The following is a 13,878-nucleotide window of genomic DNA, read 5'->3' on the forward strand; positions in this document are numbered from 1 at the left end:
AGGAGAATAGGGGTATTCTTCTTGCACTTTTTTTATTTTCAGTTAGTTACGAAGTTTGAGCTGTTATGATATGTTGATATTTAAATTAGGCCTATCGGAAATATAGAATAAGAAAATGGTCGATTTATGATATAATTTCTTTAATATTTTTAGAATGATAAAAGTTAATATAGTGAGATAAATACATATACGAAAAGAGGAATAACGTATGCGATATATTACAGCTGGTGAATCTCATGGTCCACAACTTACAACGATTATAGAAGGTGTTCCGGCAGGATTGTCTTTAGTAGCAGATGATATAAACGAAGAGTTAGCTAGAAGGCAAAAGGGATATGGGCGCGGTAGACGCATGCAAATTGAAACGGATCAAGTGCAAATTTTAAGTGGTGTTAGACATGGAGAAACATTAGGTTCCCCTATTGCACTTGTTGTTGAAAATCGTGATTTTGCACACTGGACAAAAATTATGGGGGCGGAGCCTTTAACTGAGCAAGAAGAAAAAGAGATGAAAAGGAAAGTGACAAAACCAAGGCCTGGGCATGCTGATTTAAATGGTGCGATTAAATATGGTCATAGAGATATGAGGAATGTACTGGAACGTTCGTCAGCGCGCGAAACGACGGTGCGTGTTGCTGCTGGTGCGGTTGCTAAAAAGGTGTTAGCAGAACTTGGTATTAAAGTGGCGGGCCATGTAATTGAAATTGGCGGTGTACAAGCTAAGGAGATTACGTATAGTTCAATTGAAGAATTAAAGAGTATTACAGAAGCATCTCCTGTACGTTGCTTAGATGAAGAAGCTGGTAACCAAATGATGAAAGCGATTGATGATGCGAAAGCAAATGGTGATTCAATTGGTGGAATCGTTGAAGTAATTGTGGAAGGGATGCCAATTGGAGTAGGTAGCTACGTGCATTATGATCGAAAACTGGATGCGAAATTAGTAGCTGCAATTATGAGTATTAATGCTTTTAAAGGTGTCGAGATTGGAATTGGTTTTGAAGCAGCGCATAGACCAGGAAGTGAAGTTCATGATGAAATTCTGTGGGATGAGGAGCATGGATATACACGAAGAACAAATAATGCAGGTGGACTAGAAGGCGGTATGACGACTGGAATGCCAATTGTTGTGCGCGGTGTGATGAAACCGATACCTACACTTTATAAACCTCTTCAAAGTGTAGATATTGATACGAAAGAGCCTTTTACAGCGAGTATTGAACGTTCAGATAGTTGTGCAGTGCCAGCAGCTAGTGTCGTTGCAGAAGCGGTTGTGGCTTGGGAATTAGCGACAGCTTTAATAGAACAATTCGGATTAGATCGTATGGAACTAATTCGTGAAAATATTGAGAAACATAATGAATATGCGAGGGGATTTTAATGGGAAACATACATATTCAAACGAAATCAAAAGAATATGATGTACATGTTGGTAAAGAAGCGTTGTCAAACTTAACAACGATCGTTCAAAATATGCAGCCAGCGGTATCTAACGTAATGATCATTTCAGATGAAGCTGTTGCATCACTACATTTACAGACAGTTATCGATGCATTACAAGTAGAGCAGCACGTGTTTTCGTTTGTTGTACCAAGTGGCGAAAAAGAGAAGTCTTTCGAAAATTTCTATGCGGCTCATACGTCAGCTCTTGAAAATAAATTAGATAGAAATTCTTTAATTCTTGCACTTGGAGGCGGAATGATTGGAGATTTAGCTGGTTTTGTTGCTGCATCGTTTATGCGTGGTATTCGCTTTGTGCAGGTTCCGACAACTTTATTAGCGCACGATAGCGCAGTGGGTGGGAAAGTAGCGATTAACCATCCGTTAGGTAAAAATATGATTGGTGCATTCCATCAGCCAGAAGCAGTTGTATATCATACACCGTTTTTACAGTCTCTTCCTGAAAAAGAGTGGCGTTCAGGTTATGCAGAGGTGATAAAGCATGCTCTTATCGGTGATGTGGAGCTATACCATTGGTTAAAAGAAGAAGTGCAAACATTAGCGGATCTTCATGATGAGAAGTTAATCCATATATTAACGAAGGCGATTCCTGTAAAGGCAAATGTTGTGTCACAAGATGAAACAGAGAAGGGTGTACGTGCTCATTTGAACTTTGGACATACGTTAGGACATGCTCTTGAAAAAGAGCTAGGGTATGGAAATATTACTCACGGTGACGGTGTAGCGGTTGGAATGTTATTCGCCATATTTTTAAGTGAGCAAGTGTACAAGGTTGATCTTGCTTATGAAGATATGAAGCAGTGGTTCTTGAAATACGGCTATCCAAAAATGCCAAGAGATTTGAATGTAGAGCGCCTCGTTCAATTGATGAAACAAGATAAGAAAGCAAATGCAGGAGCAATTCATATGGTGCTTATGCAGGAATATGGGGTAGTGAATGTCGTATCTATTTCAGATGAGACTGTTCATATTGCGTTAGAGGCATTTCAAAAAGATATGGTTTAAAATGATAGCGAAGTGCTGTGAAGTGCTCATTTAGAGGTATTCTCGTAATAGTGACGGTTATGACAAAAGATTACAGTAAGGGGCTATAACCGTATTGTAATCAAATTGAATGAAATGACTGGGGGAAGAAAAATGAGAGTGAAAGAGCAATTGTTAACTTTGAGAGCGTATGTGCCTGGGAAAAACATTGAAGAAGTAAAAAGAGAATATGGTTTATCAAAAATTGTGAAATTAGCATCCAACGAAAATCCATTCGGTTGTTCAGCACGTGTGACAGAAGCATTAACTTCTTTAGCGAGCCAATATGCCCTTTATCCAGATGGATATGCCTTTGAACTTCGGACAAAAGTAGCGAAACATTTAGGTGTAAAAGCAGAACAACTACTATTTGGTAGTGGATTAGATGAAGTCATTCAAATGATTAGCCGAGCGTTATTACATGAAGGAACAAACGTTGTAATGGCGAATCCTACGTTTTCACAATATCATCACCATGCTGTTATTGAAGGAGCAGAAGTTCGTGAAGTATCACTTAAAGATGGTATTCACGATTTAGATGCAATGCTAGAGCAAGTAGATGAGAAAACGAAAATTGTATGGATTTGTAATCCGAATAATCCAACAGGTACATATGTTGAGAAACAAAAATTACTTTCATTTTTAGAATCAGTTCCTAAGTCGGCTCTCGTTATTATGGACGAAGCATATTATGAATACGCGGAAGCAGAAGACTATCCGCAAACATTACCACTTCTTGAAAAGTATGAAAATCTTATGGTTTTACGCACGTTTTCAAAAGCATATGGTTTAGCTGCTTTTCGTATCGGATATGCGATTGGGGATGCGAAGTTAATCGGACAGCTAGAAGTAGCTAGGTTACCATTCAATACATCAACTGTAGCCCAATCTGTAGCACTCGCTGCATTAGAAGATCAAGCCTTTTTACAAGATTGTGTGCAAAAGAATGCTGAAGGTTTAAATCAGTATTATGCATTTTGTAAAGAATATAACGTATTCTATTATCCATCTCAAACAAATTTCATTTTCTTAAAACTTGGTATACCGGGTAATGAAGCTTTCGAACGATTAATGAAAAAAGGATATATCGTTCGTTCTGGTGCTGCATTTGGTATCGATGATGGTATTCGTATTACTGTCGGTTTGAAGGAAGAAAATGATGAAATTATAGAGTTGCTGAAAGAGCTTGTAAATGAGCAAGTACAGAAAGAAGAAACATATTCTTAAGAGATTGTGAAGGCTCCTAGTATAGGAGCCTTTTTTATCGCATTCAAAATAAAGGTTGAAGACTGCTAATTAAGTTATTCTGTAAACCACGGTTTGTATGGCTCGATAATTAGTGAGAGAAGTTATTTGCACGGTCATAAAAGAAAGCGGTACAATAGAAGATGATGGTAAGGTATCGGTGTCATATCCGAACCTTTTGAACAATTAACTACTCTGTAAGAAGAAGTATAAGAAGAAGTATGCTCATTCTAAAGGTTGCGTTCTAACAGTGAGTTGCTTATGATAAATGAACAGAAGAGAATATTTTTTAGAATTAAAGGAGACGTTTATGCAAAAGTTTGAACAAGCTGTTTCATATATTGAAAATGGTGAAGCGGAAAAAGGATTACAATTATTAAAAGAACAATTAAAAATTGCGAATGATGAAGAGAAGTATGATATCGCTCGTTACTATCATACGCTTGGATTTACAGATGAGGCATTAGCAATTACTGAAGACTTACGTTTACTGTATCCAGAAGAAAGTGAATTCACTGTATTTTTAGCAGAATTATATATTGATCTAGATAAAGAAGATGAAGCGATTGAAGTGCTTCATGATATTCCAGAAAATGACGATTTATATGTTCAATCGTTATTACTTGTTGCAGATTTATTCCAAATGCAAGGTTTTGATGATGTAGCAGAGCAAAAACTATTAAAGGCGAAAGAAATGATGCCTGATGAACCTGTTATTACGTTTGGGTTAGCAGAATTATATAGTAGTAAAGGTGAAGAACAAAAGGCAATTACTTATTATGAATCGCTATTAGCGGAACATAAAGTAATGGGTGGTGTTGTGATCGCACTTCGCCTCGCAGAAACGTTAAGCGCGATCGGAAACTGGGAAGAAGCGATTTCTTATTATGAAGCAGGCCTAGAGGAACAAAAAGATATTCACTCATTATTTGGATATGCCTTTACATTATACCAAGGTGAAGAATATCAGAGAGCAATTGGTGCTTGGCAAGAACTAAAAGAATTAGACCCTGAGTACGCATCACTGTACATGTATTTAGCGAAAAGCTATGAAAAAGAAGGAATGCTTCAAGAAAGCTATGAAACGCTTCATGAAGGAATTAAAGTAGATGAGCTTTCAGTTCCATTTTATGTAGAGTTAGCGAACATTGCGGCGAAATTAGGGAAAATAGTAGAAGCAGAGGAAGTTCTTCAAAAAGCGCTTGAGTTAGATCCAGGGCATTTAGGTGCAACATTAAAATATGCATATATCTTAAAAGAACAAGAAAAGTACGAAGAGTTAATTGCAATTGTAGAGCGTGCTATTGATAGTGGAGAACCAGATACACAACTACTTTGGGATCTTGCGTATGCAAAAAAACAATTAGAAATGTATTCGGATGCATTAAAACACTATGAAAGTGCATATACTTCTTTTAAGAATCATCCAGACTTCTTAGAAGAGTACGGTTATTTCTTATTGGAAGAAGGAAAACGAAAAGAGGCGAAAGAAGTATTTACCCAGTTATTACAACTAGACCCGACACAAATTCATATTGAAGAATTGTTATATAATTTAGAGGATTTTTCATAAGTTGGAAGGAAACTGAATGCCGCTTCTTGAATCTAAAAAGAAAAGAGAAAGACAGAGGAGGGACTTAATTGCTATGAATACCCCTGTTTCTGTAAACGAGAAGAAGGATTTTGTAAAATGGTTTTTGAATAATTACCAACTGAAACAGCGTGAATGTGTATGGATTCTGAATTATTTAATGAGTCACGACCAATTGATGCATAAAGTCCACTTCGTAGAGCATGCAAAATATTGTCCGCGTGGCTTAGTGATGTCAGCGAATTGTGTGAAAGACACACCGTTTCACTTTTTTAAACAAAATGTTATGACAACAGATGCTGAAAAATCGTTTCATGATATTCGTTTAAATCGAGATGAGGATATTTATATTCAACTCAACTTTAAATCATCGTTTCAAAATGCGAATTATGTAGCTGTATTAGAAGAAAACCCATATCTACCAAAGCATATTGAAGTAAATGAAAAAGATCGTTTACTTGCAGAAAGGTTTTTGGAAGAAAGTGTATTTTCGTTTAGGAGAGAACGCCTTTTGAAACAAATTGATGAAGCGTTAGATAAGCAGGATAAGGAAGCGTTTCATAGATTAACGGCAGAGTTAAAGACTTTATAGAATTTATTTGGATTAATTAATTTTTACAAATTTCAGACTTTTATAAAGAAAAACTACCTATATTGGGTAGTTTTTCTTTTTTTACCTCTTTTAGTGTGGTTTAATATATATAAAGTGAAAGTTCTGTCATTTGCAAGTGAAGGAGGGAAGGGATTTGAAGTGGATTGTAAAAGATGTAGAACAGTTTGAGCAAGCAAGAGAGTATGTTGATACAGGAGTAATACCGCTGTTATCAATTTCGGCAGCAAAAGAAATGAAAATGGTTGTAGAACAAGGTGAATTTATCGAATTGTTGAGCACGGAATTGGAAAGAGAGTATAAAGGAAGAGTGCTTTTACTGCCTGCGTTTACGTATTTGGTAGAAAGTCAAAAGAATGAAAAAGGTCGTTTGCAAGAATGGACAAATCATTTACGAAGTGAAGGTTTTAAGCATATTGCTTATGTTACAAGTGATTTTTCATGGAAAGAGGATATGCAAGAGTTACAGGGAGATTTATTTTGGTTTCCTTCATTAGCGTTAGAACAATTTAGTGATCAAGCAAAAAGAGAAGTTATTCATGCGCATATAAAAAATATAATGGTGATGTTGGAAGAGAAATGGGGAAACTCGCAATAAACAGAAAGTTCTTATTATTATGAGTAGTATGATATTGACCTGTGCATGAGCGTATTATATCATGATAGTGTCCTAGTTTTTATTTTTTATATAATTTATCACGAGGGGACAATTTCTGATAGAGGGGGGAAATTTTCGTGAGCGACAAAGAACATCGCGTGTCAAGAAGACAATTTTTAAATTACACACTCACAGGGGTAGGAGGCTTTATGGCTGCCGGTATTTTAATGCCGATGACGCGATTTGCGCTTGATCCGGTGTTAAGAAAAGAAGCGGGAACAGATATGGTTGCTGTTGCGCAAGTAAAGGATATTACAACAGAGCCGAAGCGTTTCGATTTTAAAGTGAAGCAGGTTGATGGTTGGTACAAGTCTGAAGAACCAAAATCGGCTTGGGTTCATAAAGATGAAAGCGGAGACATTGTTGCGTTCTCTCCAGTATGTAAACATTTAGGATGTACAGTTAACTGGAATTCGGACAAAGCACATCCGAATCAATTCTTTTGCCCATGTCACGGGGGGCGTTATACAAAAGATGGGATTAACATTAAAGGTACGCCACCCCTTGCTCCGCTTGATGTGTACGAGTCTAAAGTGAAAGATGGAACGCTGTATCTAGGAAAAGCGAAGCCAAGAGGGGGTGCAAAGTAGATGTTAAATAAAATTTATGATTGGGTGGATGAAAGATTGGATATTACACCAATATGGCGTGATATCGCTGATCATGAAGTACCTGAACATGTAAACCCGGCACATCACTTTTCTGCATTCGTCTATTGCTTTGGAGGACTTACCTTTTTCGTTACTGTAATTCAAATTTTATCTGGAATGTTTTTGACGATGTATTATGTGCCTGATATTAAAAATGCTTGGGAATCAGTTTACTATTTACAAAATGAAGTTGCTTATGGGCAAATTGTTCGTGGTATGCACCACTGGGGTGCTAGTCTCGTAATTGTAATGATGTTTTTACATACACTCAGAGTTTTCTTCCAAGGTGCGTATAAAAAGCCCCGTGAGTTAAATTGGATTGTTGGTGTTCTTATTTTCTTTGTTATGTTAGGTCTTGGTTTTACCGGATATTTATTGCCGTGGGATATGAAAGCTTTATTTGCTACAAAAGTAGGGATTCAAATTGCAGAGCAAACACCGCTCATTGGTCCTTATATTAAAACATTACTCGCTGGTCATTCCGAAATTGTTGGCGCTCAAACATTAACTCGCTTCTTTGCTATTCACGTCTTCTTCTTACCAGCAGCACTTCTAGGTTTAATGGCCTTCCACTTCATCATGATTCGCAAACAAGGTATTTCCGGTCCACTATAAGAGATTGCTAAATTAAAGGGGAAAGAACTAAAGGAGGGAGATTATGCATCGCGGCAAAGGGATGAAGTTTGTAGGAGACTCTCGGGTACCAGTAGCTCGGAAACCAAATATTCCAAAAGACTATTCTGAATACCCAGGGAAAACAGAAGCATTTTGGCCGAACTTCTTGTTAAAAGAATGGATGGTTGGTGCAGTTTTTTTAATCGGTTATTTATGTTTAACAGTGGCGCATCCGTCGCCGCTTGAGAGAATGGCGGACCCAACAGATGCTGGATATATACCACTTCCAGATTGGTATTTCTTATTCTTGTATCAGTTATTAAAGTATTCTTATGCTTCCGGTTCATTTACTGTAATTGGAGCATTTATTATGCCAGGGATTGCGTTTGGAGCATTACTGTTAGCTCCATTTCTTGATCGAGGTCCAGAAAGACGTCCATTGAAGCGTCCTGTGGCAACTGGATTTATGCTTTTAGCAATTGCATCGATTATCTTTTTAACTTGGGAATCTGTAGCACACCACGACTGGGAAGCTGCAAAAAAACAAGGAGCAATTGTAAAAACAGCGCCAGTTGATAAAAATGATGATGGCTATAAATTAATGCAAAAAAATACTTGTTTAACATGTCATGGTGACAATTTACAAGGCGGGGCAGCAGCACCGGCACTGCAAAACTTAACTTTAAAGCCAGAAGAAATTGCTAAAATTGCGAAAGAGGGAAAAGGTTCAATGCCTAAAGGTGTATTTAAAGGTACGGATGAGGAACTGAAGAAGCTTTCGGAATTCGTTGCAAAGTATAATAAAAAATAATAAAAAGCTGACTACAAAATTTGTAGTCAGCTTTTCTATTTAGTTGGATGAAGTTTGTTATAATAGAGTAGGATTTAATGAATGAATTACTTTGCTTGAAAGGTGTTGGACATACGGATTGGTGTACTTGTATGCAATGTTAAGACAACGCTCGGTATTATTATTTTTATTAATTGTTAACATATTAGGTACAATTTACGGATTTATATGGTACGGAAATCAATTGAAAGAAACGTCACCTATATTTTGGCCGTTTGTACCAGATAGTCCTATGGCGAGTCTCTTTTTTGTCTTTGTTTTAATTGCTTTTTTGGCAAAGAGAAACTGGGGATTAATAGAAGCGTTAGCGATTGTAACTTTAATAAAATATGGTATTTGGGCTGTTGTTGTAAACGGGATTATGATTTACGTAAAAGGGCCTATTGGCCTTATGGGCTACATGTTAATGCTTTCGCACTTCGCGATGGCAGTGCAAGGATTTTTATATGCTCCATTCTATCGTATAAAAAAATGGCATTTTATAGTAGCAGCTGTGTGGACGTTGCATAACGATGCAATTGATTATTTATTTTGGCAAATGCCGCGATATGGAATTATGCATTTGTTTGTAGAGGAAATTGGTTATTTTACGTTTTGGTTAAGTATTGCTGTACTATGTATTACATATTATTGTTGCTTACGTGAGCAAAGGAAACAATTTTCTTTATGATGGTTAGAACATTTAGGGGGAGAACATGGAGAAAAATAAGAGTGGTACAAAAATATTGGATCGATTGATTACTTTAGTTGTTTCATATAGCATAGCATTTTCTATTTTTGCACTCGCAACAACGGCAGTTGTCTATGGAAAATGGCTGTATTATTTTGAAATTGATTTTTTAAATATTCCTGATTTAGCGGATATGACGAAGGATGAAATTAAAAGAAATTACGATGTGCTTATTACATATTTATCCCCGTTTTATGACGGAGCATTACATTTGCCAACATTAGATATGTCCACAAATGGCCGTATTCATTTTGTAGATGTTAAAAATATTTTAGTAAAGATTCAATATGTGATGTATGCGACAATTATGATTGCAGTGATAGGCGGAATTTATTTATTAAAAAAGAAAAATGAAAAGTTTTTACTGCATGGATCGATTTTAACAATCATTTTTCCGATAGCGCTTATGTTACCAATTGCTATTAATTTTGAAAAGAGTTTTGTATTATTCCATAAACTTTTATTTAGTAATGATTATTGGGTTTTTGATCCTGAAAAAGATCCAATTATATTAATGTTACCAGAAGAGTTCTTTATGCATGCTGCGTGTGCTATTTTATTATTCATTTTAGGTGGTAGTATACTTTGTTACAGTTTATATCGATATTTCGTAAAAAAGAAAAGGATGTCACAGAAAAAATTCTCTGCTTAAAGAGAATTTTTTTCTTTGTAAAATGATAATATATTTTTCGGTCTAGTTCTGTTCTATTCTTGTCCAAATTAACATATTTTGTACTAGTAGTTATAGGGGGGACCGGGATGAAGAGAACATTAATTGGATTGATAGCATTTCTAATTATAATGTTTCCGTTACGTATATATGCTGAAGAGTGGAATGAGCTAACAGGGTTGTTAGACGACTCGTTACAGTTAGTGAAGCGTAATGAAGATGAAAAAGCGGTACAAGTATTACAACATTTCTCGGAGCGATTTTTAATAAAGGGGAATGAAAAGAAGCAGGAAGTAACACCAGATCAAGTTAGAGTTATTTCTTTAGCTTACGATAAGGCGCAACAATCGCTCTCTGAAGAAGGTTTAGGTAAGCAAGCTAAAATTGATAATGTGCTGGCATTACAACTTGCTGTTGATGCACAAGTATCGAAATATCAACCACTTTGGATGGAAAGAGAAAGGAAAGTAATGGATGCCTTTTCTCAAATGGAAAAAGCGATGGAAAAAGAAGATGCTGGGCAGTTTCAACAAACGTTAAATACGTTTTTAAATGAATTCAATATTATTTATCCAAGCTTAATGATTGCTTTGCCAGAAAACGAGGTTCAGCGTGTAAATGTTCATTTATCTTATTTAGATGAATTTCGTAACGTTATGTTAAAAACGAAAGGCGGCCAAATGCAATTAGGGATTATTAAAGGGGATTTGCAAAAGATATTTCACACAGTAAAAAAAGATGAAATTGCACCCTCTCTCATTTGGTTTATGACAATTACTGGGGGACTTATTTTCTTCACATTAACTTATGTTGGATGGAGAAAGTATAAAGGAGAAAGAGAAAAAAGAAAAAGTAATGTACATTCTAAAAATAGATAATGCAATAAATAAAGATATGGATTGTAAGGTTTATTCATTGACAATAGTGGCAGAAGAAAATAGAATGAGAAGTACTATAATTAAAACTTCAATGGAGGTTCATGATGTTTTATTTAATTTACTTCGCGATCATAATGATCATACCGTTGTATGCACAGTCAAGAGTACGTAGTGCCTATAGCAAGTATTCACAAGTTTATTCAACATCAGGTATGACAGGAGCGGAAGTGGCTCGAAAAATTTTAGATGAAAATGGATTATACAACGTAGCTGTAGAAGAAACACCAGGTCATTTATCAGACCATTATGATCCAACCGCTAAGACGGTTCGATTATCAACAGATAACTATTATGGACATTCAGTTGCTGGTACAGCAGTTGCAGCACACGAAGTAGGACACGCAATTCAAGATGCAAAAGATTATAAATTTATGCGCGTTCGTCATTCGTTAGTGCCAGTTGCAAACTTTGGTTCGAATATGTCTTGGATTTTCGTCCTAATCGGTATATTTGCACAAATGTCTGGTTTGTTGTTATTAGGTATCATTTTAATGGCAGCAGGTGTTGTGTTCCAGCTCGTTACATTGCCAGTTGAGTTTGATGCGTCAAAGCGCGCAATGCAACAAATTGAAGCGTTAGGTATTGTATCAACAGATGAATATGGGCAAGCTCGTAAAGTATTAAATGCGGCAGCATTAACATATGTAGCAGCTGCAGCTGTAGCGGTATTTGAATTATTACGTCTCGTATTAATGTATACTGGTATGCAGCGTAGCGACGACTAAAGACTATCAATTTTGATAGTCTTTTTTTGTTGTATGGATTGAATTATATAATGTATTGCAAATAGAAATAATAGAAGTAATGCGGAAAGGCGGTGGGGGGAAATGAAATATCCAGATCATTTAGTAAAACAAGTGCAAGAGCGCAGTGCTCCTTATCAACTAGAAGGTTTTTTAAGTGGACAAGGTCCTGAAAATCCCAAATTTATGTTGTTAGGAGAAGCGCCTGGTGAAACAGAAATTCATAATGGGATTCCGTTTAGCGGGAGGGCGGGAAAACAATTAATGGATTTTTTAGAGCGTATTGATGTTACAAGGGAAGAAGTATATATTACGAGCGCTGTTCGAAGTAGACCTTATAAATGGCGAGAGAAAAAAGAAAGAAATGGTGAAATCATACAAAAAAAGTATAATAGAACGCCAAATCGGGGAGAAATAGTTGCCCATGCGCCTTTGTTAGATTATGAATTAGAGAAAATACATCCGAAGCTTATCGTCACGCTTGGAAATATCGGTCTTCAACGTTTAACAGGAAAAAATAAAAAAATCACAGATGTACACGGGCAATTATTAAAACAGCCCATTCAAAAATTAAAGGATATGCAAAGTGCAGAGTTTACATGGTCAGAGAAAGAATATCATGTTTTTCCGACTTTTCATCCAGCTTCCATTTTTTATAATCGGAGTTTATTGGAGCTTATTCATGAGGATTTTGAGAAGCTTAAAAGACTTGTAATAAAAAACTAGAAAAGCTAAGGCGCTTTTCTAGTTACATTTAATTATGTAAAGGGTTTTTATTTTCATCTAACGTAAATCCTTCACCAACTACATCATGTACATCACTTACAGCGACAAAAGCATGAGGATCTACAGAAGTAATGATATTCTTTAATTTCACGATTTCATTTTTAGCAACAACGCAATACAATACGTTACGTTCCACTTTTGTATACGATCCAACAGCTTTTAAAAAGGTTGCTCCGCGCTCCATTTCAGATAAAATTTTGGCAGCAATTTCATCGTTTTTCTCTGAGATAATAGTCGCTCCTTTGGCAGCATAAGCTCCTTCTTGCATAAAATCAATGACTTTAGCACCGATAAAAACAGCAACTAGCGTATACATGCCCTCGCGGTATGATAAATAGGTAAGAATAGAGACTACGATAACGACAGCATCAAACATAAACATTGTTTTCCCCATACTCCAGCCAACATATTTGTGAGCTAGTCGTGCGATAATATCTACACCGCCAGTAGTCCCGCCATATTTAAATATTATTCCAAGGCCGATACCGATAAATGCCCCGGCGAATAAAGCTGCGAGTGTCATATCATTTTGCAAGTTTAAATGTAAGTTGAGTACTTCGTAACGCTGGAAAATCCATAGAAATAAAGATACGCTAAAGGTGCCAATTAATGTATATAAAAATGTCGTTCTGCCAAGTAACCTCCAACCAATAAAAAATATAGGGATATTTAAAATTAAGTTTGAGTAGGAAGGATCAAACTTAAATAAAAAATACAATAATAGTGTAATACCAGTAAACCCACCCTCTGCAAGGTGGTTTTCAATATTGATATTGACAATACCGAAAGAAAATATAGCGGAACCGATTAAAATAAAAATAATATTTCGCATCTTCAATTTTGATGTCATATAGAAATCCCCCTAATTATGTAATGATTGCATTGCTCCGCTGAAACAGTAAAACATAATAATAAGTAATTTCTAGTTGCTAGTGAAAATAGTAAGAACTTGATTGATGTGGGCTGATCTTTTGTGAAAAGCACAAAAGAAGGTTTCACTTTATCCCGCTCTAACGGCTGATAGGAGATGAAGCAAAGAAGAGGGGCAAACCAGCCGTAGGAACTCGATTAGTTCAACTAATCTTTTGCAAAAAGCGCAAAAGAAGTTTCACTTTACCCCGTACCAACGGCTGGTAGGAGATAAAGCTCTGAAGAAAGGCGAACCAGCCGTAGGAACCCGATTAGTTCAACTAATCTTTTGCAAAAAAACGCAAAAGAAGTTTCACTTTATTATAGTCTATCCAAAAATGGGTCGCAAATAGGTGTTTGGCGGGGAATAATATTTGTCAAATCGCGATGAATTGGCTA

General features: G+C 36.2%; 15 protein-coding genes. 14 read left to right on the top strand and 1 reads right to left on the bottom strand.

What is annotated here, in order from left to right; genetic code table 11:
* The first annotated feature begins 208 nt into the window (after window positions 1-208).
* The 14 genes from aroC (at window position 209) to BHV55_RS08055 (ending at window position 12,510) form a co-directional block, all read left to right on the top strand.
* The gene (gene aroC, locus BHV55_RS07990) at window positions 209-1,381 is read left to right on the top strand and encodes a chorismate synthase (RefSeq protein ID WP_070757135.1); all 1,173 of its coding nucleotides are present in this window, start codon (window positions 209-211) and stop codon (window positions 1,379-1,381) included.
* Entirely contained in the window at window positions 1,381-2,466 is a 1,086-nt protein-coding gene (gene aroB / locus BHV55_RS07995; RefSeq protein ID WP_000526812.1) for a 3-dehydroquinate synthase, read from the top strand. The genes aroC and aroB overlap by 1 nt, the downstream gene beginning before the upstream one ends.
* Before the next feature lie 132 nt (window positions 2,467-2,598).
* Window positions 2,599-3,711: a histidinol-phosphate transaminase gene (gene hisC / locus BHV55_RS08000; RefSeq protein ID WP_025967073.1), complete on the top strand. Its 1,113-nt coding sequence runs from the start codon at window positions 2,599-2,601 to the stop codon at window positions 3,709-3,711.
* Window positions 3,712-4,039: 328 nt separating this feature from the next.
* Complete coding sequence (locus BHV55_RS08005) at window positions 4,040-5,302, top strand: tetratricopeptide repeat protein (RefSeq protein WP_001168671.1); 1,263 nt, start codon at window positions 4,040-4,042, stop codon at window positions 5,300-5,302.
* 73 nt (window positions 5,303-5,375) lie between these two features.
* The gene (locus BHV55_RS08010) at window positions 5,376-5,912 is read left to right on the top strand and encodes a ReoY family proteolytic degradation factor (RefSeq protein WP_001095925.1); all 537 of its coding nucleotides are present in this window, start codon (window positions 5,376-5,378) and stop codon (window positions 5,910-5,912) included.
* 154 nt (window positions 5,913-6,066) lie between these two features.
* Complete coding sequence (locus tag BHV55_RS08015) at window positions 6,067-6,528, top strand: YpiF family protein (RefSeq protein ID WP_000871314.1); 462 nt, start codon at window positions 6,067-6,069, stop codon at window positions 6,526-6,528.
* A gap of 137 nt (window positions 6,529-6,665) precedes the next feature.
* The gene (qcrA, locus tag BHV55_RS08020) at window positions 6,666-7,178 is read left to right on the top strand and encodes a menaquinol-cytochrome c reductase iron-sulfur subunit (RefSeq protein ID WP_001280593.1); all 513 of its coding nucleotides are present in this window, start codon (window positions 6,666-6,668) and stop codon (window positions 7,176-7,178) included.
* Entirely contained in the window at window positions 7,179-7,853 is a 675-nt protein-coding gene (gene qcrB, locus BHV55_RS08025) for a menaquinol-cytochrome c reductase cytochrome b subunit (protein WP_000932700.1), read from the top strand.
* A 43-nt stretch (window positions 7,854-7,896) separates the two neighbouring features.
* Entirely contained in the window at window positions 7,897-8,664 is a 768-nt protein-coding gene (qcrC, locus tag BHV55_RS08030; RefSeq protein WP_000554603.1) for a menaquinol-cytochrome c reductase cytochrome b/c subunit, read from the top strand.
* A gap of 118 nt (window positions 8,665-8,782) precedes the next feature.
* Window positions 8,783-9,373, top strand: a complete 591-nt coding sequence (gene lhaT, locus BHV55_RS08035) for a lipoprotein heptaprenylglyceryl N-acetyltransferase LhaT (protein ID WP_025967075.1) — start codon at window positions 8,783-8,785, stop codon at window positions 9,371-9,373.
* A 25-nt stretch (window positions 9,374-9,398) separates the two neighbouring features.
* Window positions 9,399-10,085, top strand: coding sequence for a lipoprotein intramolecular transacylase Lit (lit, locus tag BHV55_RS08040; protein ID WP_000414377.1), 687 nt, complete (start codon window positions 9,399-9,401; stop codon window positions 10,083-10,085).
* A 107-nt stretch (window positions 10,086-10,192) separates the two neighbouring features.
* Window positions 10,193-10,981, top strand: a complete 789-nt coding sequence (gene ypjB, locus BHV55_RS08045) for a sporulation protein YpjB (protein WP_070757134.1) — start codon at window positions 10,193-10,195, stop codon at window positions 10,979-10,981.
* Between the two features lie 101 nt (window positions 10,982-11,082).
* A complete protein-coding gene (locus BHV55_RS08050) occupies window positions 11,083-11,766 on the top strand; it encodes a zinc metallopeptidase (protein WP_058839490.1) in 684 nt (227 codons plus the stop codon).
* A gap of 102 nt (window positions 11,767-11,868) precedes the next feature.
* Window positions 11,869-12,510 (top strand): uracil-DNA glycosylase, encoded by a 642-nt coding sequence (locus BHV55_RS08055; protein ID WP_070757133.1) that lies wholly within the window; start codon window positions 11,869-11,871, stop codon window positions 12,508-12,510.
* A gap of 28 nt (window positions 12,511-12,538) precedes the next feature.
* Here the strand turns inward: BHV55_RS08055 and BHV55_RS08060 are convergent, their stop codons facing one another.
* Window positions 12,539-13,420 carry a YitT family protein gene (locus BHV55_RS08060; protein WP_000202121.1) on the bottom strand — a complete coding sequence of 294 codons (882 nt, stop codon included), beginning with the start codon at window positions 13,418-13,420 and terminating at the stop codon, window positions 12,539-12,541.
* Window positions 13,421-13,878 lie beyond the last annotated feature (458 nt).

This window comes from Bacillus sp. RZ2MS9 (assembly GCF_001816185.2).
GTDB lineage: Bacteria > Bacillota > Bacilli > Bacillales > Bacillaceae_G > Bacillus_A > Bacillus_A cereus.

Bases quoted from the DNA above. Each gene is read 5' to 3' on its own strand.
- aroC (WP_070757135.1), top strand. From the start codon at position 209: ATGCGATATATTACAGCTGGTGAATCTCATGGTCCACAACTTACAACG.
- aroB (WP_000526812.1), top strand. From the start codon at position 1,381: ATGGGAAACATACATATTCAAACGAAATCAAAAGAATATGATGTACAT.
- hisC (WP_025967073.1), top strand. From the start codon at position 2,599: ATGAGAGTGAAAGAGCAATTGTTAACTTTGAGAGCGTATGTGCCTGGG.
- BHV55_RS08005 (WP_001168671.1), top strand. From the start codon at position 4,040: ATGCAAAAGTTTGAACAAGCTGTTTCATATATTGAAAATGGTGAAGCG.
- BHV55_RS08010 (WP_001095925.1), top strand. From the start codon at position 5,376: ATGAATACCCCTGTTTCTGTAAACGAGAAGAAGGATTTTGTAAAATGG.
- qcrB (WP_000932700.1), top strand. From the start codon at position 7,179: ATGTTAAATAAAATTTATGATTGGGTGGATGAAAGATTGGATATTACA.
- qcrC (WP_000554603.1), top strand. From the start codon at position 7,897: ATGCATCGCGGCAAAGGGATGAAGTTTGTAGGAGACTCTCGGGTACCA.
- lit (WP_000414377.1), top strand. From the start codon at position 9,399: ATGGAGAAAAATAAGAGTGGTACAAAAATATTGGATCGATTGATTACT.
- ypjB (WP_070757134.1), top strand. From the start codon at position 10,193: ATGAAGAGAACATTAATTGGATTGATAGCATTTCTAATTATAATGTTT.
- BHV55_RS08050 (WP_058839490.1), top strand. From the start codon at position 11,083: ATGATGTTTTATTTAATTTACTTCGCGATCATAATGATCATACCGTTG.
- BHV55_RS08055 (WP_070757133.1), top strand. From the start codon at position 11,869: ATGAAATATCCAGATCATTTAGTAAAACAAGTGCAAGAGCGCAGTGCT.
- BHV55_RS08060 (WP_000202121.1), bottom strand. From the start codon at position 13,420: ATGACATCAAAATTGAAGATGCGAAATATTATTTTTATTTTAATCGGT.